This is a genomic window from Thalassotalea montiporae, from assembly GCF_053485855.1.
In genome coordinates this window covers 955041-977861 of record NZ_JBQRUO010000001.1, presented here as the reverse complement: position 1 = coordinate 977861, position 22821 = coordinate 955041, and the positions used below count along the sequence as shown (strand labels likewise).

Annotated in this window: 21 protein-coding genes; 6 read left to right on the top strand and 15 right to left on the bottom strand. The window is 44.0% G+C overall.

Annotated features, from left to right (window positions below):
- Positions 1-2 precede the first annotated feature (2 nt).
- The 14 genes from fliP to ACSLUR_RS04165 form a co-directional block, all read right to left on the bottom strand.
- Positions 3-737 carry a flagellar type III secretion system pore protein FliP gene (gene fliP / locus ACSLUR_RS04230; protein WP_374188845.1) on the bottom strand — a complete coding sequence of 245 codons (735 nt, stop codon included), beginning with the start codon at positions 735-737 and terminating at the stop codon, positions 3-5.
- Between the two features lie 118 nt (positions 738-855).
- A complete protein-coding gene (gene fliO / locus ACSLUR_RS04225; RefSeq protein ID WP_448552078.1) occupies positions 856-1551 on the bottom strand; it encodes a flagellar biosynthetic protein FliO in 696 nt (231 codons plus the stop codon).
- A gap of 4 nt (positions 1552-1555) precedes the next feature.
- Positions 1556-1957: a flagellar motor switch protein FliN gene (gene fliN, locus ACSLUR_RS04220; protein ID WP_115999538.1), complete on the bottom strand. Its 402-nt coding sequence runs from the start codon at positions 1955-1957 to the stop codon at positions 1556-1558.
- Positions 1958-1969: 12 nt separating this feature from the next.
- On the bottom strand, positions 1970-3037 hold the full coding sequence (gene fliM / locus ACSLUR_RS04215; protein WP_115999537.1) for a flagellar motor switch protein FliM: 1068 nt from the start codon (positions 3035-3037) through the stop codon (positions 1970-1972).
- 52 nt (positions 3038-3089) lie between these two features.
- A complete protein-coding gene (gene fliL, locus ACSLUR_RS04210; RefSeq protein WP_448552075.1) occupies positions 3090-3632 on the bottom strand; it encodes a flagellar basal body-associated protein FliL in 543 nt (180 codons plus the stop codon).
- An 82-nt stretch (positions 3633-3714) separates the two neighbouring features.
- On the bottom strand, positions 3715-5799 hold the full coding sequence (locus tag ACSLUR_RS04205; protein WP_448552073.1) for a flagellar hook-length control protein FliK: 2085 nt from the start codon (positions 5797-5799) through the stop codon (positions 3715-3717).
- A 398-nt stretch (positions 5800-6197) separates the two neighbouring features.
- Entirely contained in the window at positions 6198-6638 is a 441-nt protein-coding gene (gene fliJ, locus ACSLUR_RS04200) for a flagellar export protein FliJ (protein ID WP_448552071.1), read from the bottom strand.
- 74 nt (positions 6639-6712) lie between these two features.
- On the bottom strand, positions 6713-8092 hold the full coding sequence (gene fliI / locus ACSLUR_RS04195; RefSeq protein ID WP_115999533.1) for a flagellar protein export ATPase FliI: 1380 nt from the start codon (positions 8090-8092) through the stop codon (positions 6713-6715).
- A 20-nt stretch (positions 8093-8112) separates the two neighbouring features.
- On the bottom strand, positions 8113-8910 hold the full coding sequence (fliH, locus tag ACSLUR_RS04190) for a flagellar assembly protein FliH (protein ID WP_448552069.1): 798 nt from the start codon (positions 8908-8910) through the stop codon (positions 8113-8115).
- Positions 8911-8959: 49 nt separating this feature from the next.
- Positions 8960-10015: a flagellar motor switch protein FliG gene (gene fliG, locus ACSLUR_RS04185; protein ID WP_116014478.1), complete on the bottom strand. Its 1056-nt coding sequence runs from the start codon at positions 10013-10015 to the stop codon at positions 8960-8962.
- The gene (fliF, locus tag ACSLUR_RS04180; protein ID WP_448552066.1) at positions 10008-11720 is read right to left on the bottom strand and encodes a flagellar basal-body MS-ring/collar protein FliF; all 1713 of its coding nucleotides are present in this window, start codon (positions 11718-11720) and stop codon (positions 10008-10010) included. Before fliF ends, fliG begins: the two co-directional genes overlap by 8 nt.
- A 52-nt stretch (positions 11721-11772) precedes the next feature.
- Positions 11773-12105 (bottom strand): flagellar hook-basal body complex protein FliE, encoded by a 333-nt coding sequence (fliE, locus tag ACSLUR_RS04175; RefSeq protein WP_115999529.1) that lies wholly within the window; start codon positions 12103-12105, stop codon positions 11773-11775.
- Between the two features lie 302 nt (positions 12106-12407).
- Positions 12408-13748, bottom strand: a complete 1341-nt coding sequence (locus ACSLUR_RS04170; protein WP_448552064.1) for a sigma-54-dependent transcriptional regulator — start codon at positions 13746-13748, stop codon at positions 12408-12410.
- Positions 13741-14943 carry a sensor histidine kinase gene (locus ACSLUR_RS04165; RefSeq protein WP_448552061.1) on the bottom strand — a complete coding sequence of 401 codons (1203 nt, stop codon included), beginning with the start codon at positions 14941-14943 and terminating at the stop codon, positions 13741-13743. The genes ACSLUR_RS04170 and ACSLUR_RS04165 overlap by 8 nt, the downstream gene beginning before the upstream one ends.
- Positions 14944-15416: 473 nt before the next feature.
- Here ACSLUR_RS04165 and ACSLUR_RS04160 point away from each other — a divergent pair, with 473 nt between their 5' ends.
- Positions 15417-15707, top strand: a complete 291-nt coding sequence (locus ACSLUR_RS04160; RefSeq protein ID WP_448552059.1) for a hypothetical protein — start codon at positions 15417-15419, stop codon at positions 15705-15707.
- A 142-nt stretch (positions 15708-15849) separates the two neighbouring features.
- Here the strand turns inward: ACSLUR_RS04160 and ACSLUR_RS04155 are convergent, their stop codons facing one another.
- A complete protein-coding gene (locus ACSLUR_RS04155) occupies positions 15850-17340 on the bottom strand; it encodes a sigma-54 dependent transcriptional regulator (protein ID WP_448552981.1) in 1491 nt (496 codons plus the stop codon).
- A gap of 246 nt (positions 17341-17586) precedes the next feature.
- Here ACSLUR_RS04155 and pseB point away from each other — a divergent pair, with 246 nt between their 5' ends.
- From pseB to ACSLUR_RS04130, 5 genes are read left to right on the top strand one after another with little or no spacing between them, the layout of a single operon-like run.
- Entirely contained in the window at positions 17587-18588 is a 1002-nt protein-coding gene (gene pseB / locus ACSLUR_RS04150) for a UDP-N-acetylglucosamine 4,6-dehydratase (inverting) (RefSeq protein ID WP_448552057.1), read from the top strand.
- A complete protein-coding gene (gene pseC, locus ACSLUR_RS04145; protein ID WP_448552055.1) occupies positions 18585-19739 on the top strand; it encodes a UDP-4-amino-4,6-dideoxy-N-acetyl-beta-L-altrosamine transaminase in 1155 nt (384 codons plus the stop codon). The genes pseB and pseC overlap by 4 nt, the downstream gene beginning before the upstream one ends.
- A gap of 29 nt (positions 19740-19768) precedes the next feature.
- Positions 19769-20689, top strand: coding sequence for an aldo/keto reductase (locus tag ACSLUR_RS04140; protein WP_448552053.1), 921 nt, complete (start codon positions 19769-19771; stop codon positions 20687-20689).
- Between the two features lie 27 nt (positions 20690-20716).
- On the top strand, positions 20717-21499 hold the full coding sequence (locus ACSLUR_RS04135; protein WP_448552051.1) for a cytidylyltransferase domain-containing protein: 783 nt from the start codon (positions 20717-20719) through the stop codon (positions 21497-21499).
- Position 21500: 1 nt separating this feature from the next.
- Positions 21501-22802: an aminotransferase class III-fold pyridoxal phosphate-dependent enzyme gene (locus ACSLUR_RS04130; RefSeq protein WP_448552049.1), complete on the top strand. Its 1302-nt coding sequence runs from the start codon at positions 21501-21503 to the stop codon at positions 22800-22802.
- Positions 22803-22821: the final 19 nt, after the last annotated feature.

The following is a 22821-nucleotide window of genomic DNA, read 5'->3' as shown; positions in this document are numbered from 1 at the left end:
AGCTAAGTTCCCAAGCCATAACTGGCGGCAATGGTGCCAATCACTAAATTCCAGCCATCTACTAACACAAACAGCATAAGTTTAAACGGCAAAGACACTATCATGGGAGATAGCATCATCATCCCCATTGCCATGAGCACACTGGCAACCACTAAGTCGATGATCAAAAAGGGAATAAACAGCATAAAACCAATTTGGAAAGCGGTTTTTAGCTCACTTATCACGAAAGCTGGAATAATAACAGTCATCGGTAAGTCAGTTGGCTGATCAACCTCAGTAATACCTGCCATTTCGGCAAGGGTTGATAAATCTTTTAAGCGCGTTTGCTCAAGCATAAAGGCTCTAAGTGGCACCTTAGCTTCGTTGATGGCATCAACAGACGTCATTTGCTCTGCTAAGTAGGGCTGAATTGCCACTTCATCAATTTGGTTGTAAACCGGCGTCATGATAAAAATTGTCATAAACAAGGTTAACCCAATGATCACCTGATTTGACGGCGTTTGCTGCAAACCAAATGCCTGTCTGAGAATTGCCATCACCACCACAATGCGGGTAAATGAGGTCATCATAATTACCGCAGCGGGGATAAACCCGAGCGCGGTCATAAAAATCAGAATTTGTAAGGTCACTGAGTACTCTTGTGAGCCGTCTGGATTGGTGGTTAATTTCAGCGCCGACATCGAAAGGTCGTCAGCCGCCATTAACTGGCTAGACGTCAGCAACACGAGTAATGACATGACGACAATTAGTGCTTTTTTCATTATTCTCTTATCTAGATGATGTGTTAACAGCATTCGCTTTCTTACTAACTCTTATTACAGTCAATTTAACGTTAAATACTTAAATTTTGACGATTTACTTTTTCAAGAGCTTACTGAGGCTAGTCGCAATATCAACAGGCAAGTTCTGCTGACTTGTTATTGGTTCAGCCAACTCTTGTAGTATTGAAATATTATTGGCAGTAACACCAAGCAATAACTGCTTACCCGCCACTTCAACAACCACTAATCGCTCTTTTGTACCAATGTGCATTGACGTGATCACTTTTAAATCACTGTGCAACTGGCCACCTAATTTAAACTTCTTCAATAATGAAGCAGCCAGCAATATTAACGCCAATACCGCTAATAGCGACAATAACATGCTCGATAACTCAAGATTATTACTGGCAACATGACGCCCTACTTCTGGCGCTGTTTGTTGGGGTGCCAGTTGAGGCATTGGTTGAGACGTTCGTTGAGGCGTTGGAGGCTGCGAACTGGACATTGTGGATTCAGCTGCTATGGAGTCAGCATTTTCAGGGTTAGCCACTGATACTGATTGAAGACTCTGCTCTGTTGTTGGTTCAATCGGTTTAGTTGTTTGCTCTGTATGAGAGGAGTCTAACGCGAGGTCTGATTCGGATGCTGTTTGCGAGTTTATTTGCCCCGCATATTGTGTTGCTGGTGTTTGATCTTTATCTTCTGATTGCTGAGCATTTACCTGCAGCCCACAAAACAAAGCCAGTACCAAGGTACAGGCTTTGATAATACTTGCAGTGGTCAATCTCATGGAATTACTTAAGCTTTTTAATACGTTCAACCTGACTGATAACATCGGTAAGTCGAATACCAAATTTGTCGTTAACCACAACCACTTCACCATGGGCAATCAAAGTACCATTGACCAGCACGTCGAGCGCTTCACCGGCAACACGGTCTAACTCGACAACTGAACCTTGGTTTAATTGCAGCAGGTTACGGATTGAAATATTAGAGCGACCAACTTCCATGGAAATTGTTACCGGAATATCTAAAATTGCATCAAGTTTGCGCTGCTCTTCACCTGAGATAGGTGTATCGTTTTCTTCAAGTTCTTCCAACTCGACTTTCTCAGCGCCTTCAGCAGCCTCGCGAGCTTCGGCCTGTTCATTTAAGGCCTCATCCCACATACTTAGGTCATCATTTTCAGTACTCATAACTGCCTCTAATTAATACTCTAAATCGTCTTCTAGCATATGCAGTTCAGCATCACTATCTAGGCGTTTACCGCCTTTGGTTAATATGGTTAATTCAGACTTCACAGACTCTGGACGTTTAATCTTCTCTTGAATTTGCAGAGCAACATTGTCACGACTTCGTCCCAGCTTGGCCCTAAAGGTTGGTAAGTCTTCAATGAGCACAGTGACATGATCTGGAATTTCCACAGGTATGATATCTCCTGCTTCAAGCTCCATGATTTTCTGCAGCGGTAAATCAACCTCAATGAACTTGGTGGTCAACTCTACTGGCACATCAAGAATTTCATCGCGAAGCGCTTTTGACCAGCGCATGTCAGTGTCTTCTTTGTCACTTTGTACACCAGCATCAAGTAATTCGCGGATCGGCTCTAACATCGAATAAGGTAGGGCAACGTGGAAATCACCGCCACCACCATCAAGCTCAATGTGGAATGAGCTAATCACCACCACTTCGGTAGGGCTAACAATGTTTGCCATTGACGGGTTAACTTCTGAATCTAGGTACTCGAACGACACATCCATAACAGGCGACCAAGCTTCTTTGTAATCTTCGAAAATCAGCTTAAGTAACATTTGGATGATACGGCGTTCAGTGGGTGTAAATTCACGACCTTCGATTTTCGCATGATAACGACCGTCACCACCAAAAAAGTTGTCTACCAAAATAAACACTAAGCGTGCTTCCATGGTAATTAAGGCGGTACCTTTTAGCGGTCTAAATCTTACCATGTTCAAACTGGTTGGTACGAACAAGGTATGTACGTACTCACCAAACTTGATCATTTGAATACCGTTTATCGAGACTTCTGCAGTGCGGCGCATCATGTTAAATAAACTGATGCGCATGTGGCGCGCAAACCGCTCGTTAACCATTTCAAGTGTTGGCATGCGGCCACGAACGATACGATCCTGCGAAGAAAAGTCATAGTCAGAGGTCCCTTCTTGGGGCTCCTGTTCCTCGACTATTTCATCTTCTTCGACTTCATCGACACCGTGCAGTAGCGCATCAATCTCGTCTTGTGAAAGTAAGTCACTCACTTGAAATTACTCTTATACTCAGTTTTAAATATCGCTCTGTCTGGCTTGCCAGTTATTGCATCACAAAGCCAGTAAATAGCACTTTTTCGACAATTTTATTACCCGAAATTTCGCTCAGTATCTTTTGCACTTCCGCTAAAGATTTCTGTTTTAACGACGCTTTACCGGCACTGGTTGCTAAGTCATCTGCGTTGGCCAATGAAAACGTTGACAGCAAAGTGCTTTCAATTAATGGCACATGCTTTTTCGCTTCTTCTTCATTGTCACTGCCACGCACTAATAGCTGCACGCGTATTTCAACGAAACGGTCGCGTGTTGCACCAGGTACGTTGAATCTAAAGGGTCTTGGCATCGGAACATAGAGTGCATCTCCTGTTGACGCACCTGCCGCCTCGGCTGGCATTTCTTCACTACCTTCAGTACTTTCACCACTTTCTAACGCCGCTGCTACTTCTTCTTCTGACGGCTCGCCGCCCATAAAGAAGAATACACCACCACCTGACGCTAATAACACGACTACGGCAATGATGATGATCATCATTTTTTTCTTGCCACCGCCGCCGTTATCGACTTCCAATTCTTTTTCGTCTGCCATAAAACACCCTAATTAACCAGCAGTTGAGTTGCTTTGCTAAACTATATCGTCGTTAGCTGTTTACGCCAATGCTTTTAATGTTTTAAGCGTAGAAATCAATACCAGTTGCCGAACCTTTAACCAACTGAGCGATATTTTCCGGTGCTGTAGATAGCTCTTCATTACCGCTCGCTCCGCGTCCGAATCGCCCCTGCTCTTTACCATTGCCTTGCTGGTGTTGCGCGACATTGGCATCACCAACATCTACCCCACTTTCCTGTAGCATATCTCGTAATTTATCCATATGTTGCTCAAGTGCATCTTTAGCTTGTGGGTTTTGTACGGTGAAATTTACTGCTGCTTGATCCCCTTGCAAATTAACACGTACATGCACATTACCCAGCTCAGGTGGATCTAGCTGAATATCGACTTGTTGCAGCTTTTGATTGACCATCACCATCACTTTATCTTTCACCGCGTTAGCAAAGTCTCGGCGATAAATATTGATGGTTTCCGTTTGCAGTTGCTGGGTTTTCTTAATATCTAAGTTGCTGTCAATTACTCGGCTAGCAGCCGCCTCTAATTGCTCGACTTGCTCAGGGGTTAAATTTTCAGTATTTGTGATCGAACTCGTTGTATGAGTCTGGCTAGCATTCGCTGCTGCTATAGTTTCTGCAAAACTCATGCGTGAGTTTGGAGCAGAAACTTGAGCTTGCTGGCTGTTAGTTTCAACCTGTTGTTGCAGAGTTTCAGCTTGCTGGTGCTCACCTTGATTCAAATTTTGCTCTTGCTGCTCTGCTGGCGCTGCATCCGCCAGGGCATTTAACTGTTGAACATGGGCAGACGGTTCACCACTTGTTCGCTGCGTTGCAGCGCCGTTAGTATTTCGTTGCTGATTTGAAGTAAGTTGTACATCATTCGCAGCGGCAGCGTTTTGCTCTGCATCAAGCCCTTGATCATTAGCTGAGTTAATTGCATTACTTGCACTTGCTGCCAGACCGTTTACCGATTGAACGGATGATTGTTCATTAGTCTGAGATTTGTCATTGGCAGTGTTGCTACCCTGCGAAGCTGCTGACAAGGTATTTTGAGAAGAACCTTCAGTAGAGCCTTGATTAGCGCCTTGACTCGCAGATAAATCACCGCTTAATTGCTTAGAGTTCTCACTAGATGCGCCATTACCTGCCGCATCAGCCTCTATCGCACCAGCCTCTGATGCCCCCGTGTCTAAAACATTAGTAAGCTGGACTGCTGATTGTTCCTCGGTAAACTCTTCAGCACCTGCAGTCTCTGCCCCTAACTTAGGCTCAATCTTGGTATTAAGATCGGTAGATTGTGCCAACCCGTTACCTATGCCCACCAAATTACCAGCAGATTGAGAACCAACTGATAAGTCAATAGTACTCTCATCTTTGCTCGTTTGGCTATCGTTGCCTAGCTTACTAGCGTCAATTTTTTGTTCGCTACCTTTTGAAGAATGTGCAGCTAACAACTCATCTAATTTACTCGTAGACGGCTTATCGGATAATGTGCCATTTTGTGCTTCGCCCTCGCTTGAAATTACGCTTACTTCAGAGGCTCTAGCTTGCACACCGATGACTTCAGATAATTCATCAGCTTCAGCCTCAGTTTCAGTTGAGCTTGTCGAGTCAGCGGCAAGATTATTTACCTCGTTAGAGCGCGATACCTGAGTGCCAGCGTTTTTATCACCTTTGGCAGCGTCGCCACTTAGCCACTTTTCAGATTTTGCCAGCAAGGTCATGAAATCATCAGGCTTGGCTTCTTGTTCTGCTTGCTTTGCTAGCGACTGACTAGTGGTTTGTTCCTCTGAAACCTGCTCTTCGCCTGCCACTTGTTTAGGCGTGTCGGATGCTTGTGCATCTCTTTGCTGGCTAGATGTTTCCTCATCCTCAGTTGTTTTAGCGTCATTTGGCTGAGCATCGATATTCTTGCTGTCCAATGCATGTTCACTATCTACACTAACGTCTTGATCGTTATCTACATTAGCGCCTTTATCACTGGCACGACTTGTATAATTAGTTTGCTCTTTTTGCTGAGTTTGCATTTGGCTATCAACAAGTTTGGAAAACTCACCACTATTGCTAGCTTTGTCGCCACTAGGCGCTGCACCAGCAACTAGGTCATTACTTTGTAGTGTGTCTATCGACAATACATTTACTCGTGTCATAACAGTTCCAATACAACTAAATCCATTCTTAATGCCCACCTATTGCGTTAATCAACCAACATCTTCAATCGGCATTAAGCTCAAGGCAAACTATTCATGGTGACTAAGCAACCACTTATCTCATTTTGTACATCGCCAAGTTACATCACTTAGCTCTTTTTCAATTGTCAGTGTCGTTCACAAACCTTCACACAGGTTTTAGACGGAAAATCTTGTGCTATTAATGAAACCTGAGCGGCAATTATTGCGACTTGGTTTTTCAATTTTCCGCTAACTTCTGTTTGCTGACGCCCTAATTCTATGGCTCGTAAGACTTATACAACGCTCTAAATGAAGACCTATACAAGGTATCACAAAAATAAAAAGCAAAAATTACGCCACAGTATAAAAAATAAACTTTAGTGTGCCCTTCTGACAAATTGTTGGGTGGCGATTTCATCAAACATTTTTTGTTCTTTACGCGCCTCTTGTTTAGCTAACTCTTTCAGTTTTAGCTCTCTGAGGTGCTCTACCGCTTGCACTTTCTGTCGTTGTGCTAGCCATTGCCGCTTGCGCTGCTCCATCAAGGCTTTAGCTTGATTAATAGCGATAGAAACTTGCTCTGCCGCTTGATCGAGTTTTTTTACAAAGGCGTGAAAGTGGTTAAAGGTCGCACTGTCGATACCCGCTCTAGAGCGCTCACTTAGCCTGCGCATATACTCTAAGCGATAATCACTGACTCCTTGCATACGCTGTAAATTCTGCTGATAGTCAAGCTCTGCCGCTTGAAGTTGCTGTGCGGCTTTGGTTTCTTTTTCCTTTTCGAATCGATACAAAATATCGAGCTGCTTCGAAGACATGACTTTACCCTTTGCTATCCATGGAACTTGTTAAACAGTTCATTAGCTTTATCATTACTCACCTATTAACCCTGCTAGCGTGCTACTGCCATGTTTTGTTGAGCAGGTTGCCCTTGCTGTGCTTGTGCTGCTGCAACAATTTCATTGAGTTGCGTTAAGCTCTGATCGTAAGGGATCACTTCCTTCATTTGCTGTTGCAGATAGAATTCAATAACAGGCAACAAGTTAATTGCCTGATCAATACGTGGATCACTGCCTTTGGTGTATGCGCCAATGGCAATTAAGTCTTTATTTTGTTGATATAGTGAATAAGTTTGTTTCAAGCTACGCGCTAGTTGCTGATGCTCAGGGCTGGTCACCATCGGCATAACACGTGAAATTGATGCTTCAACATCGATTGCAGGGTAATGGCCACTATCTGCCAATGAGCGTGACAACACGATATGGCCATCAAGGATCGCCCTCGCCGCATCAGCAATCGGGTCTTGCAAATCATCACCTTCGGTTAGTACCGTATAAAACGCAGTGACTGAGCCTTGGCCCTCACCGCCATTACCCGCGCGTTCAACCAATTGCGGTAGCTTAGAAAATACTGAAGGCGGGTAGCCTTTGGTCGCTGGTGGCTCACCGACAGCTAAGGCGATTTCACGTTGTGCTTGGGCATAACGGGTCAGCGAGTCTAGAAGTAAAAGTACGTTAAGCCCTTGATCGCGGAAGTATTCAGAAATTTGTACAGCGGTTTCGCAGCCTTTTAAGCGCATAAGCGGCGAGCAGTCTGCAGGCGCTGCGACAACAACTGAACGTCGTCGCCCTTCTTCGCCCAAAATTTCTTCAATAAACTCTTTTACCTCGCGGCCACGCTCGCCCACTAGGCCAACCACGATAACATCAGCGCTAGTGCCTCGGGTCATCATCCCCAATAGCACGGATTTACCCACACCAGAGCCAGCAAATAGCCCCATACGTTGGCCTTGACCAACCGTAATAAAGCCATTGATAGAGCGCACGCCGACATCAAGCGGCTCTGAAATTGCTCGACGAGCAAGCGGGTTAAGTGGTGTGTTGTCATGGCGGTAATGCTCGTCCGCTTCGATTGGCCCTTTGCCATCAAGCGGGTTACCAACACCATCAATCACGCGCCCCAAAAGATCCATTGACATAGGTAGGCGGACTTTAGCGGAAAGTGGCAATACACGAGCACCGGGCAATACGCCAGTCAAGCTTTGCTCAGGCATCAGATAGGTTTTATCTTCTGCAAACCCCACGACTTCAGCAATTAGGTCACCGTGGGCAGTTTCAACTAAACATTGGCTGCCGACATGTGCTTTAACTCCAACGGCCTCAAGTGTTAAGCCGACCACGCGGATCAAGCGACCCGCTACTGCTTGGCTAAAAGGCTTAATAATAGGTTGGCATTGCGCTAAACGCTCAGCCAAGTGAGAACTTTCAATCATGTTGGAATTTTGACAACAAACTACTTATGCAGTGCTTCTTGCAAAAATGATTCCACAACTTGTTTGATACGTGATTTGATTGTTAGATCGATACTTGATGTACTATTTTCGATTTGACAGCTACCTGGCTCGAATTGCGGTGCTGGTAACAATCGCCACCCTTGCTCTTGAATATAGCTGTCACCAAATTGCTCGGTAACGCGTTCAATATCGATTGGGTGCAATAGCATTTGAACTTGCGAGTCTTGGCTAGGTAGCGCTTTAATGCCCTCGCTAATTGCTGCCATAAGAATATCGGGGTTGGTTTTAGCCTCAGTCAGTATGACCGCTTCGGTAAGCTGTGCAACCAAGACTAGCAATTGATGTTCAATATTTTTTTCTACAACAGCAAGCGGTTGATGCAACTGTTCAACTTGTTGTTGCCATTGATTCGCCAACTCGGTAATGGCTTGTTGCCCAGATGCTAAACCTTCGGCATGACCTTGCTCGCGGCCAGCTTGCTCACCGTCTTGATGGCCTTGCGCCTTGCCTTCATCATAACCTTTGGCAAACCCTTCCTCTTTGCCTTGGTTGAAGCCCTCTTCATAGGCGGCCTGACGAATCTCTTCGATTTCTTCGGCAGTTAAGGGGACAGGCTCCGGCTCTGGCTCCGGTGGTGGCTCATAACGCCAATTACGCGGTTTACCCAGCGCATTGGTTTGCTCAAGTTCTTGCGCGGTTACTTGCTTTTCAACGTCCGGTAAGTGCCATAGTGAACTTTCTTGTTCACCTTCTTTGAGCACTTGCTGTCCAACAGACGACTTTGTGAATTTATTCATAACAACGAGTGACTAGGCAAATATTGGTTGTGGCGATTGGTTGAGGCGATTACAAGAATTCATCGCCACCACCGCCGCCGCCCAGCATGATCTCACCAGCGTCAGATAATCGACGGGCAACCGAGAGAATTTCTTTCTGCGCAGCTTCCACTTCACTAATACGTACAGGACCCATAGCTTCAAGATCATCTGCCAGCATTTCAGCAGCACGTTTTGACATGTTGCCCAAAATTTTCTCTTTCAGCGCTTCGTCAGCACCTTTGATTGCTTTCATTAGTGCGTCTTGCTGCACTTCTTTCAAGATAGCTTGAATACCGCGGTCATCAACATCTGCAAGGTTTTCAAAGACAAACATAAGATCTTGAATCTGTTGACTCATCTCTTCATCGTGCTCGCGAATTGAATCCATCAACATACCTTCAACATTAGTGTCTAGGTAGTTCATGATATCGGCAGCCGCTTTCAAGCCGCCCATTTTCGCAGCTTGTGCACCCGCTTGACCGGCGAACTGTTTCTCCATAATTTCGTTCAACTCTTGCAATGCTGCCGGTTGAACTTCTTCTAGGTTGGCAATACGCATCATCAGGTCTAAGCGCACTTTTTCGGAGAATTGGCCTAAAATTTCGGCCGATTGCTCTGGCTCTAGGTAAGATAAAACAATGGTTTGGATCTGCGGATGCTCGTTGCGAATAATATTGGCCACTTGCTTCGAGTCCATCCATTTTAATGAATCTAAACCTTTAGCCCCACCGCCCATCACGATCTGGTCAATTAGGTTACCGGCTTTATCTTCACCAAGTGCTGCGGTTAATGCTTTACGCACGAACTCCTCACTCTGGAAGCCAATCGTCGAGAAGTTTTGAATTTCGTTGATAAACAGTTTGTGCACAGCAGTGATCTTTTCTTGGGTAAAGTCTTCCATACCCGCCATGATCATACCCACTTGCTGCACTTGCTTAGGCTCTAAGTGCTTAAGAATTTGCGCAGCGTCTTCTTCTGACAAACTCAGTAGTAAAATAGATGCCTTTTCGGCACCGTCTAGCTTTTCAACATCAAAGCCACCAGCACCACCGACAGGGGCTAATTCTTGGCCTTCATCACTCATCTTCGCTCAACCAACTTTTCACAACTTGAGATGACAGCTCTGGCTCGTTAGCAACAAGCGCACGAACTGCTTTAAGTATATCTTCATCACGATGCAGATCAGGTAACTGCAAGCTACCATCTGGCGCAAAACCTACGGCATCCGCATCGAAATCAGATGTTAACATATCCATGGTTTCATCACCTAGGTCAACATGACTATCCAGTGATTTGTCGCCGTAATCTGCTGGTGTTTGATCTGGGTAGATTAAGCGTTTCAGCATTGGGCGAACAACTGCCACAATCAACACAATAATTACTAATGCACCCATCACCAATTTCAGCGCCTGCATAAACCAAGGCTGCTCGTAAATTGGTACCTCTTCTTCTTCACCTAAATCAATACGTGAGAATGGCAAGGTAACCACTTCTAATGTGTCACCGCGCTGCATATCAAAGCCAATACTGCCTTGCAGTAAACGGCGAATATTAGCAAGCTCGGCTACCGAACGCGGTGCTGATGTGGTTTCCCCTTCTGCGCCCGGTGTTGAAATATAATCTAATGCTACCGACACACTGATACGGCGAATCACCCCAGTTTGCTGCTTGGTATAGCTAATTGACTCGTCAAGCTCGTAATTTTTAGTCGATTCAGAATGTTTACGCGATGGTAATACTGGCTGGTCGCCATTACCTGTCGCGTTTTCAGGAATATCGGAAGCAAGCGGCGGCTGATTCGTTAGTGCGCCTGGAATACCACCTAGAGAACCACCAATCGAGGTGTCTTCACTGTTCATTTCACTGCGCAATGCTGGTAAATCTGGGTTGTAGCGACGTGACGTTTCTTCTGTATTGGTAAAGTCCATCACAACGTCAACTTGTGCCGTATAGTTACCTAAACCAACGACAGGAATTAAAATTGAATCAATTTTTTCCATGTACTCGGTTTCACGCTTTTGCTCAATTTCAAATTCTTTGCGTGAGCGCGATGATACTGAGTCTTGGCTACCAGAATTTAATAGGCGGCCATTTTGGTCAGTTACTGTCACCCGATTTGGTGACATGCCTTGTACCGCAGAGGCAATAATATCAACGACAGAGTCTACTTCTTCTTCAGAAAGTACTCGGCCGCGAGCTAAGGTTAGTACTACAGTTGCAGAGGGCGACTTTTGTTTGCGGGCAAAAACATTTTCACGTGGGATCGCTAATAATACTTTAGCGCGTTGAATAGACTGTAACTGCTCAATCGTAAATGCCAACTGTTTTTCACGGCTGTGCTTTAAACGCTCACTTTCTAACCGTTGGCTAACACCAAAGCCCATGTCTTGCATGATAATATCTGTGCCTTCAGATGGCTCGTCTGTTAGGCCTTGGCGGGCAAGCAGTAATTTAATGTCTTGGTATTCGTCTGCGCGTACCGATATGGTGTTATTCGCTTGTTTGTAGTCAACTTGGTTGGCATCCAAGAAGTCCATTGTTTCGATAAGCTGCTGGGTAGGTAGCTTGGAAAGAATGCGGTACTCTGGCTGATTGGCCCACATGATCACAAAAACAGCAATCGCTAAACAAATGGCCAATGCCATGATTAAGGTTAACTGTCTTAATACATCAACATTACCTAACGAAGCAGCAAAACCTGACTTCTGCTCTTCGATCATATCATTGTCTTGGGCGACAAGATCTGAGCCGTCTGTGGTTGCCATTGCTGTGGAATTATTGTCAGCCACTTTACATCTCCGCTAATTGACTACTTGAATGCACACTAAATTTCAGCGCGCATTATACTGGCATACTCATGATTTCTTTATAGGCTTCGACAAACTTATTTCTTACCTGCACGGTTGCTTCAAAGGCAACGCTGGATTTTTGTGCAGCTATCATAGTTTCAGCCAAGGTAACGCGATCGTCACCCATTTCAAAGGCTGTGCGTTTCTGACCTGCATCTTGCTGCAAACCGTTCACAGTATCAATAGCTTGTTTAAAAACATTGCCAAAATCAGAAGATGAAGCGTTTACTTGCTGCATTGACTCCATCGGCATCGCGCGATTGCCTGTTGCTTGTACAGACATGGCTTGCATTTGTGCAAGTAAAGAATTTGCTTTGATATCCATGACGGTTCACCTCTGTCAAAAAACTGTTGTTTAATTCACCAACTAATTACTTACCTTGTAAAGCAAGCATAGTGCCAATCAAACAGAACAGAATTTATTAGAGCTAACCACTTGTAATTTAATAAATTAACAATGAGGCTTAGAGGAATTAGAACGACTAAACATCAAAAAACTGGCGTCAAAAAGAAGTGCCACATCAGGCGATGGAATTAACCTGATGTGGCTGGTGGAATGATGGTCAAATTAACCGCCAAAGTGCTAAGCAAGTTCTAAATAAGTACAAAGCAAGTTCTACGCAAGTACTAAGCCGGTATTTCGATACCTGAGTCACGCATCTTGGCAATTTTGTAACGCAAGGTTCTTGGGCTGATCCCTAACCGCTCAGCCACGGCCTTTCGACTGCCTTGGCATGCTTGCAAAGTATCTAAAATAATTTGATGCTCTTGCTGTTTAAGCTCATTACCGAGTTTTTCTTCTTTTTCATGCTCAATGTCAGTAGTGACTTGAATTTGCGTGTCGAAATTTTCAATTAATATGTCGCCTGCATTTATAACTTGATCTGAGTGCAGGATTAGCGCCCGTTGCATCACATTATCCAGCTCGCGCACGTTGCCCGGCCATTGATAAGCCAGTATTTTGCTGCGCGCACATGCGCTAAACTCTGGCATTGTCTGGCCGTTGCGCTGGCTATGAATATGCGCCAAATGTTTGGCTAACGGTAAAATATCATCTCGTCGCTCTGCCAACGGCAGCCAAGTCAATGGGAATACATTGAGTCGGTAGTATAAGTCTTCTCGAAAAACGCCTTCACGAACGGCATCTTTCAAATCGCGGTTGCTAGTGGCAATAACACGTACATCAAGCGAGATGGTTTTGCGGCCACCTAAGCGTTCGACTTCGCGCTCTTGCAGCACCCGCAGAATTTTAGCTTGTAAGCTTAAGTCCATTTCCGTGATTTCGTCGAGTAAAATCGTGCCGCCTTGGGCTTGCTCGAACTTGCCTGGGCAAGCAGAGATAGCACCCGTAAACGCGCCTTTCTCGTAACCAAAAAGAGTCGCTTCTAGCATATTCTCCGGAATTGCCGCGCAGTTAATCGCAATAAAAGGCGCCTCTTTGCGCGCGGAATGATTGTGCACATATTGCGCTAACACTTCTTTACCCGAGCCACTTGGCCCTAACACCATCACGGAAGCGTCTGTTGTCGCTACTTTGCGAGCAAGCGTTAATAGCTCTACACTTTTACTGTCTTTGGCAATTGGCTCTTGTTTGCTAACTGCAGAAATCGGCACATATTGACTGACCATGTTCAATAGTACTTCGGGTGCAAATGGCTTAGCCATATAGTTGCTGGCACCATCTTTCATCGCCTGCACGGCATCATCGATAGTGCCATAGGCGGTCATCAGCAGCATTGGTAAATTCGGGTAGCTTGCTTTAACACTTTTCAATAACGATAAACCCGACATGCCGCCCATTTGTACATCGCTCACTACTAAATCAACACTTTGTTGCTTAAGCATCATCAAGGCTTGTTCGCCAGAGTCTGCCTCAACACACTCATAGCCAGCTAACAGTAGCGTGTCGATGAGTGCTTCACGTAAGCCCGCATCATCTTCAACAACGAGAATTTTGCTACTACCCATGGGCAACCTCCTGAAAATGTTGTGTCAACTCTGTTGAGTTATGGTTAATCGAATTGTCTGCAGTTGCAGTATGATTACCTGCCACGAGCAAAGGCAGCTTAATACATATATTGGCCCCTTCATTTGGGCCACTAATCAGTTTCACATCCCCTTGATGGGCATTGGCGACCGACTTCACGACGGCTAAGCCAAGACCTGTGCCTTTTGCACGCGAGGTAAAAAATGGTTCAAAGATTTTGTCAGCCATTGATGCGTCAATCCCGTCGCCGTTGTCTTTAACGCTGATATAAACAAACTGTTCGTGAGCCTCGACGGTAATATTAATCAAAGCTTTCTGCTTAATAACCTCTAAACTGTTGTGAATAAGGTTTTGCAAGGCCCCTGAAAGCGCACTTTCGTTACCCAGTACTTGGCAATGGGTGTTGGTTAAATGCAGCTTCACTTCACTTTCTGATTTATTAACTAGGGCTTCCATCGCGTGTACTGACTTTTCTACCAACTCATTAACATTGAGCGTAGTGACCACTTGTTGATTACCACTTTTGGCAAACAACAACATATCGTTAACTTGTTGTTCTAAATCGGTAAGGCGCGACATGAGTTTTTCTTGAAACCCTGTTTTTGAAGATTCAGGTAAATTTTCATTCGCTAAGTTGGCGCCGTACAACATAGCAGCAGATAACGGCGTACGAATTTGGTGTGCTAGTTTAGAAACCATGCGCCCTAGTGAAGATAAACGCTGCAATTGACCCAGTTTATCTTGCAATAACCGAGTTTCAGTAAGATCTGTGATCATGATTAGCTGGCCAGGTTGATGACCTAATGCGCTAATCTCAAGTTTCACGCGGCGGCCATCTTTTAGCGAAACTTCGTGCCAATCGTCAGCGCGTGGCTTAAACGAGCGTTTAATCACATCAAACCATGCTTGACCTAAAATAGGCTCGTCTAATAATTGCTTAGCAAATTCGTTAACTCGCACAACAATGCCGTTGCCATCGAGAATGATGACACCTGTTGGCATAACATCAATAAGCTGACTTAACTGGCTACTCTGCTGGCGTAAAAAGGCTAACTCACCAACATAAGCTTCTTTGCTTAAGTTGTCTTGGTGCTCTTCAAATGCAAAACAGCCTTGACCAAAAATGGCGCTAGTACTGCTAGCATCAATATGATGAGTGTTTAAAGCGATAGCCATAATGCTTCCCCGAAGTTTGCTGCAAATTGCTTACTAGGTTTTGATTGACCTCAAGCAATGAACGATAAATATGCTCTAAAATGAGCTAAGTGCTTAGGGTTTAGCATTTATAGTGCCAAAATATTTATTTCTTTATTTACATGCACTTACATGGTTGTTTTGTTGATGCCAATTTTCTGTCAGTCATTTAATGGGTGTATAAATAACAGGCGTCAAAAATTAAAAACTAACCTATTCGACTGACAAGATAAAAACAAAAGCTCTTTTAAAACAGTCGGATAAGAATAATTTTATTGTTGGCACTATCTCTGCTTAGTTCTTTAAGAGAAATGTTCACAAGGATAATCGATTCGAGATAGAGAAGTATTCAGTCGAGTATTTTCTTGAGATTAGTTATCGAGCAAATTCTAGTAAATTTTTAGAAAACAGTTTTTAGCAGACAATTTTTAGCAAACAATGAATAAGGTATTTATATGTTAGTACTTGGTGGAAATGCAGAATCAAATCATGCAGCAAACAGCAGCAGCTTCGTCAAAGGCAAACGATACAGCTTTAGCCTGTTCACTCAAAATGAAAGCCTTGACGAGCAATTAGCATCAATTGAACAGTATATGATGAACAAAGGCTGGGACAATATCGTTATTGAAGAGCAAAGCTTACTTAACGAAGCCGACGAGGTGAATCACGAAGTGGTTGCTGAAGCAATTTTAGCAGCAAAAAATGACGGTATGGCAGGTATTGTTCACCACGTACCACTATCTTAGACACGTACTGGTTTATACCAAATACTCAAAAGGGCGAGCTGGTTTTAATCAGCTCGCCCTTTTATGTTTTTATGTCGTTTAACTGCTAACTAACTTAAACAACTAACTTAAACAACTAACTTAAACAACTAACTTACTTAGACTACTTATCTTTTTGTAAATCGTACTTTTTCATTTTCTCGACCAGTGTTGTTCGGCGCATGCCTAAAAGTTCAGCCGCTCTAGCCACAACACCTTGGTGCTGCTCTAATGCTTGGTTGATTAACGATACTTCAAGATCGGCTAGGTATTCTTTAAGGTTAATACCTTCACTTGGCAATACCCCTACCGAAGCTGGTGCAGGCTGTTCCGCCGATTGTGAATTATCGGCTGCTTCTTCTGTGTCTGATAAATCACCGTCATCATAGTCAAAGCCAGCAAACAGCTCGTTAATTGCCTCACGCTCTTGCAGCTCTTCAGGGTATTCTGGCTCGTATTCATCAACATCAATATGCTGATACTTGGCAGGTAGCTCACTGACATTAACCACTTGATCACCATACATAATGATCATGCGTTCAATAAGGTTTGAAAGTTCACGAACATTACCCGCCCAAGGATGCTCCATCAAAGACTCAATTGCTTTTTCAGTAAAGCGCACACTGCTATTTTGCTCAGCTTCAAAGCGCGATACCAGCTCTTGTAAAAGCAGAGGTACGTCTTCCTTTCGCTCTCGAAGCGCAGGTGTTTCAATCGGGAATACATTCAGGCGATAAAATAAATCTTCACGGAAGTCACCCGTTTTGATCATATTTTCAAGGTTTTGATGAGTCGCTGCGATAACACGCACATTCGCTTTAATACTTTTGCTACCGCCGACGCGTTCAAACGTGCGTTCTTGCAGTACACGCAGCAGTTTAACTTGCATTGGCTGTGGCATATCGCCAATCTCATCGAGAAATAGTGTGCCACCTTCGGCTAACTCAAAACGTCCTTTACGGCTAGAAATGGCCCCGGTAAACGCGCCCTTCTCATGGCCAAACAGCTCACTTTCCAGTAACTCAGCGGGTATCGCACCACAGTTCACAGGCACAAACGGGGCATTTGAACGATCAGATAGATTGTGAATGTTGCGCGCGACAACTTCTTTACCTGTGCCCGATTCACCTAGCACTAAAACGTTAGCCGCAGTTGGCGCCACTTGTTCAATCAAAAATCGTACTTGTTGCATTGGCTTACTAACACCAATGAGTGAACGAAATAGTTTAGTGCTACCAGGTTTGCCTTGGCCTTTAGTGGGTAGTTTATTATGGTATTGGTGGCAATGGTGAATCTGCTCTGTTAACTGAGCATAATTGAGTGGTACTGACAGCTCGCCTATAACGTTGGCATAGTTAGCTACAGCATTTTGATCAAGCACGTCATGTAATACAAATGGACAACGCGGATTATTAGCAATTAGCTGCACTGCTGAATGCGACACATTGCCAGCAAAAATCACTGTTAGCACATTCGCTGTTTGTTTAAAAACATTGATCAGCTCGTCTTCTGCACAAGACAAAAAATGCTCACCAACAAACGCTAATACCGTTTCAATTTGCTGACGCCTTGCTGCGTCATTATCCACTACAAGGATTTGCTTTTGACCATGCATAAGTATTTGTACTGCCACTTATAATAATGATGATCCGATTCTAACGGTGTCATTGAAATAAGCAACAGAAAATTGACGCTTAGGCAGTCAAAAATACGTCACCTTGTTCAAAAACATGATGCTTAGCGGCTTATTTGAACAATCAGTGCTGTTGATTCATATAGTTATTCTCTTCTCTGAGTGAATTTGGTATTTTGGGAATATTATTTGCTTTCTCTTTGAGAATCAGTGTTAAAGGGCGTTCGAATGTTTGACAACAAGAGTATTTTAATTACGGGTGGCACAGGCTCGTTTGGTAAAAAATATGTTCAAACTCTACTGTCTCGCTATAAACCCAAAAAGATCATTATTTACTCTCGTGACGAGCTAAAACAGTTCGAAATGCAGCAACAATATAACAGCGAATGCATGCGTTATTTTATTGGTGACGTACGTGACAAAGAGCGCTTAAATCGCGCCATGCGTGGTGTGGATTTCGTTATTCATGCCGCCGCAATGAAGCAAGTACCTGCAGCCGAATACAACCCGATGGAGTGCGTAAAAACCAACATTAATGGTGCGGAAAACGTAATTGACGCGGCACTCAATAATGACGTTGAAAAAGTTATCGCCCTATCAACCGATAAAGCAGCAAATCCAATTAATTTATACGGTGCGACCAAGCTAGCTTCAGATAAGATATTTGTTGCAGCCAATAATATTTCTGGAGGCCACAATACGACTTTTTCAGTAGTTCGTTATGGCAATGTTGTTGGCTCGCGCGGCTCTGTGCTTCCCTACTTTCAGAAATTGATGGCAGAAGGTACAGATCATTTACCTATTACTCATAATGAGATGACCCGCTTTTGGATCAGCTTGCAACAAGGTGTAGATTTCGTCTTAAAGAATTTTGAACGTATGTATGGTGGTGAAATTTTTGTCCCTAAAATTCCATCGATCAGAATTCCTGATTTAGCAACCGCTGTCGATGCTTCAATTCCACAAAAAGAAATTGGCATCCGCCCCGGTGAAAAACTGCACGAAATTATGTGTCCTGCTGATGATTCTTATCATACCTACGAATATCACGACCACTTTGTCATTGCGCCAACGATTATCTTCTCAAGCAGAAGTAACGACTTTACCGTTAATGCTATTGGCGAACATGGTAAGCCAGTAGAGCACGGCTTTGAATATAGTTCTAAAGACAATCCAGACTTTATGACGGTTGAGCAAATTAAAGCCTTTAATTCGCAGGCGTGTCTATGATCCCCTACGGTAAACAACATATTACCGAACAAGATATCAGCGCTGTTGTCGAGGTATTAAAGTCAGACTTTATTACTCAAGGGCCTAAAGTTTTAGAATTTGAACAAGCAATCGCTCAATATTGCCATGCGCAACATGCCGTAGCGACAAATAGCGCAACCTCAGCACTGCACATTGCTTGTCAAGCACTTGGTTTGAGCCAAGGTGACTACCTTTGGACTTCTCCAATCTCGTTTGTCGCATCTGCTAATTGTGGACGTTACTGTGGCGCGCAGGTCGATTTTGTCGATATCGATCTTGATACCGTTAACATTTGCCCGAAAAAACTAAAGGAAAAACTCGTCTTAGCCAAACAGCAAAACAAGCTGCCCAAAGTGGTGGTAGTGGTGCATATGGCGGGATTAAGCTGCGATATGCAAGCCATCGCAACGCTGGCTAAAGAATACGAGTTTACCATTATTGAAGATGCTAGCCACGCCATTGGCGGCCAATATCATGGAAAGCCTGTTGGCAATTGCCAATTTAGCGATATTAGTGTGTTTAGTTTTCATCCTGTGAAAATTATTACCTCAGCTGAAGGCGGCATTGCGGTCACCAATGATAAGGCGCTAGCAAGTAAGATGCGACTTTATTCAAGTCACGGCGTCACCAGAGAGCAAGCGACATTTACTAATGGCATTGACGCACCTTGGTATTATGAACAGCATTGCTTAGGGCAAAATTATCGTATGACCGAGCTACAAGGCGCATTAGGATTAAGCCAATTGCAGCGTGTTGACAACATAATTGAGCAGCGTCAACAGTTAGCAAAAAGGTATCAAACGGCACTTACAGGTTTGCCAATACAGTGGCAACAGCCAGTTGACGACAATTATTCAGCCTATCATTTGTTTGTCATCCGATTAAACGATGATGCGAAGCTTACACGCGAACAATTGTTTGAAGCGCTACGTGAGGCCAATATTGGCGTTAATGTGCATTATATTCCCATACACACCCAACCCTACTATCGAGAGTTAGGCTTTAATCAAGGTGATTTTCCGGTAGCCGAGCACTACTACCAAGGCGCATTATCATTACCATTATACCCAGAGCTAAGTGAACAGGACTTTGATCATATCACCACTACCCTGCACACTTTGCTGGGCTAGTCTTGGTTAGGGTAGGCACAAAATTTCCCATGGAACTCACCTTAGGTACCGTGCAATTTGGTCTTGATTACGGCGTTAGTAATCAAACTGGACAAGTTAATCAATCAACGATTGAACTTATTCTATCTAGCGCTCATTCCTCGGGAATCGAGACATTGGATACCGCCAGCGCCTATGGCAACAGTGAGCAAGCATTAGGGGGAATAGCTGCTAGCCAAGCTTTTCAAATCGTCACAAAAGTACCTAAGCTAGAACCGGAGGCGACTAGCTTGCTCCCCTTTGTTGAGCAAAGCTTAGCTAACCTCAAACGTGACAAACTAGATACTGTAATGTTTCATCATGCCGACGATCTAATTGCTCACCAGCATCGCGATGCGCTATACAAAGAGCTCGAGGCACTAAAGAAACAAGGGGTTATTAAGCGGATTGGCGCATCACTTTATCACCCAGAGCAATGGCACCAGCTCAAGAATAACTTCAAGTTAGATTTGCTACAGGTACCCGCCAATGCACTAGATCAACGCTTTGTTAGTGATACGCTTATCAATGATTATCGCGCATACGGTGTAAAGCTGCATTGCCGCTCTGCTTTTTTGCAGGGCTTGCTGTTAATGCCAAGCAGCAAGCGACCAAGCTATTTTCAACCCTTTGCTAGTGAGTTAAATGCTTTTGATCAAATGGCTGCAACGCTTAATTGCTCGCACCTAGCACTTTGCCTAGCCTGCCTACATTATTTTGCTCAGCAAACTAAAGCTCTATCCGCTGCTGACGATAACCTACTTGAAAGCATTGTCGTTGGCTGTTGCAGTGTTGAACAATTAGACGAAATCATCACGGCCAATAAATTGGCAACGTCATTGCTACCAAAACTGTCAGATAGTCAGCTCGCGAAATTAGCCTCAACAAGGCAGGCGTTAATTAACCCAAGCTTATGGCAAGTTGCTAAGTAACCTGCCAAAAGCACTAGTAGGAATCTCATGAAAGTTGTTGCAATTTTACAAGCAAGAATGAGCTCAAGCCGACTCCCCGGTAAAGTGCTAAAGCCTATCCTTGGCAAGCCTATGCTTGCTCACCAGCTAGAGCGTATCGAGCGAAGCAGTAAAATCGACACCATAGTTGTAGCAACATCAGCTAAAAATGAAGATGAGCCAATTGCGAGCTTATGTCAGCAATTAGATATCGCCTGTTTTAGGGGCAGTTTAGATAATGTGCTTGACAGGTTTTATTGCGCGGCAACTGAATATCAAGCCGATATTGTTGTGCGACTAACAGGAGACTGTCCACTTGCCGATGCCGATATTATTGATCAAGTTATTTCGATGCACCTATCACAAGGCAATGACTACACATCAAACGTAGAACCACCAACATTTCCCGATGGCTTCGACGTCGAAGTATTCAATATGAATCAATTGCGCTTAGCCTGGCAACAAGCGAATCTGCCATCAGATCTCGAGCATGTTACTCCTTATATTCGCAACACACTTGCAGTAAAAAAGGGCAATTTTGAATCACCAATAGACTATTCACATTACCGCCTAACCGTAGACGAGCCAAACGATTTCGAGTTAGTGAAAACTATTTATCAAGAACTTGGCGAAAATAGCCAGTATTTCAGCAGCGAGCAAATATATGAGTTGTTGTCGCAGCAGCCTAAGCTCTTAACTCTAAACCAAAATATCACTCGAAATGAGGGCTATTTAGCCTCGCTTAACCAAGACAAACACGATAAAAAAGCATGTCGTGTAGATGTAGATTAATATGAATAAGTATACTCCACGAGACTACTCTGCCTCCGAAAAATGGCTGGCACGCGCCGAACAAACCATTCCGCTTGGTTCACAAACCTTTAGCAAAAGTAAAACGCAATTCCCAGTTGGGGCAGCACCACTTTACCTTGAAAAAGGTAAAGGCGCGAAAGTGTGGGATATCGATGGCAACGAATACCTCGATTTTATGAATGGGCTGTTATGTGTGTCGCTTGGTTATGCAGATGATGATGTTACCCAAGCAGTTTATGAGCAAATACAAACTGGCGTTAGTTTTTCACTGCCACATAAGCTAGAAGTTGAAGTTGCAGAAAAGTTAGTAGAACTTATTCCATGTGCTGAAAAGGTACGTTTTGGAAAAAACGGATCTGACGCCACCTCAGCTGCAATTCGACTTGCACGCGCCTACACAGGCAAAGACATGGTGTTAGTGTGTGGTTATCACGGCTGGCAAGATTGGTATATTGGTTCTACGGCTCGCAATTTGGGTGTACCTGAAGCCACCCAGGCACTAACAAAAAGCTTTCCATTTAATGATATTGACGCACTCAAACACTTGGTTGAGCAATATGACGGACAAGTTGCTGCAATCATTATGGAGCCAATGAATGTTGAATACCCAAAAGACGGTTATTTAGCAGAAGTGCAAGCACTAGCCAAGGCACACAATATCGTATTCGTTTTCGACGAAACGATTACAGGTTGTCGTTTTGCCAAAGGTGGTGCGCAGGAGCTGTTCGGAGTAACACCAGACCTCGCAACCTTTGGTAAGGGCTTAGCCAATGGCTTTCCCTTATCTGCAATTGTCGGTAAAAGCGATATTATGGATTTGATGGAGGACGTCTTTTTCTCTGGCACATTTGGCGGTGAAACGGCATCGCTGGCAGCAGCAAAGGTGGTACTCGATAAAGTTGACCACCAAGATGTGCCAAAACAGCTAGCCGAAACTGGTCAATATTTGCTGGAAGGGCTAGAAAGGTTGATTACCGAATATCAATGCCAAAGCTTTGTTAGCACCGCTGGACACCCATCTTGGTCGTTTTTACAAATTGCTGATAGCAACGGCTATACAAGCTTTGAACTGAAAACCTTGTTTATGCAAGAAATGCTAGCGCGAGGTATTTTAACTTTCGGTAGCCACAATATTAGCCTCTCGCACAGTAAAGCAGATATTGACGAACTGCTCGCTCGCTACCAAGAAGTACTGCCAATGCTAAAAGATGCAATAACCAATCGGACAGTGATCGAACAGTTACGCTGCCAACCACTTGAGCCATTATTTAAAGTCAGATAGCAAAAAAACAGGTTAGTTT

Bases quoted from the DNA above. Each gene is read 5' to 3' on its own strand.
- ACSLUR_RS04165 (WP_448552061.1), bottom strand. From the start codon at position 14,943: ATGGCTATCGCTTTAAACACTCATCATATTGATGCTAGCAGTACTAGC.
- fliL (WP_448552075.1), bottom strand. From the start codon at position 3,632: ATGGCAGACGAAAAAGAATTGGAAGTCGATAACGGCGGCGGTGGCAAG.
- ACSLUR_RS04160 (WP_448552059.1), top strand. From the start codon at position 15,417: ATGTTAGTACTTGGTGGAAATGCAGAATCAAATCATGCAGCAAACAGC.
- fliG (WP_116014478.1), bottom strand. From the start codon at position 10,015: ATGAGTGATGAAGGCCAAGAATTAGCCCCTGTCGGTGGTGCTGGTGGC.
- fliE (WP_115999529.1), bottom strand. From the start codon at position 12,105: ATGGATATCAAAGCAAATTCTTTACTTGCACAAATGCAAGCCATGTCT.
- ACSLUR_RS04170 (WP_448552064.1), bottom strand. From the start codon at position 13,748: ATGGGTAGTAGCAAAATTCTCGTTGTTGAAGATGATGCGGGCTTACGT.
- ACSLUR_RS04130 (WP_448552049.1), top strand. From the start codon at position 21,501: ATGAATAAGTATACTCCACGAGACTACTCTGCCTCCGAAAAATGGCTG.
- ACSLUR_RS04205 (WP_448552073.1), bottom strand. From the start codon at position 5,799: ATGACACGAGTAAATGTATTGTCGATAGACACACTACAAAGTAATGAC.
- fliN (WP_115999538.1), bottom strand. From the start codon at position 1,957: ATGAGTACTGAAAATGATGACCTAAGTATGTGGGATGAGGCCTTAAAT.
- fliI (WP_115999533.1), bottom strand. From the start codon at position 8,092: ATGATTGAAAGTTCTCACTTGGCTGAGCGTTTAGCGCAATGCCAACCT.
- fliP (WP_374188845.1), bottom strand. From the start codon at position 737: ATGTCATTACTCGTGTTGCTGACGTCTAGCCAGTTAATGGCGGCTGAC.
- fliJ (WP_448552071.1), bottom strand. From the start codon at position 6,638: ATGTCTTCGAAGCAGCTCGATATTTTGTATCGATTCGAAAAGGAAAAA.
- pseC (WP_448552055.1), top strand. From the start codon at position 18,585: ATGATCCCCTACGGTAAACAACATATTACCGAACAAGATATCAGCGCT.
- ACSLUR_RS04155 (WP_448552981.1), bottom strand. From the start codon at position 17,340: ATGCATGGTCAAAAGCAAATCCTTGTAGTGGATAATGACGCAGCAAGG.
- ACSLUR_RS04135 (WP_448552051.1), top strand. From the start codon at position 20,717: ATGAAAGTTGTTGCAATTTTACAAGCAAGAATGAGCTCAAGCCGACTC.
- ACSLUR_RS04140 (WP_448552053.1), top strand. From the start codon at position 19,769: ATGGAACTCACCTTAGGTACCGTGCAATTTGGTCTTGATTACGGCGTT.
- pseB (WP_448552057.1), top strand. From the start codon at position 17,587: ATGTTTGACAACAAGAGTATTTTAATTACGGGTGGCACAGGCTCGTTT.
- fliH (WP_448552069.1), bottom strand. From the start codon at position 8,910: ATGAATAAATTCACAAAGTCGTCTGTTGGACAGCAAGTGCTCAAAGAA.
- fliO (WP_448552078.1), bottom strand. From the start codon at position 1,551: ATGAGATTGACCACTGCAAGTATTATCAAAGCCTGTACCTTGGTACTG.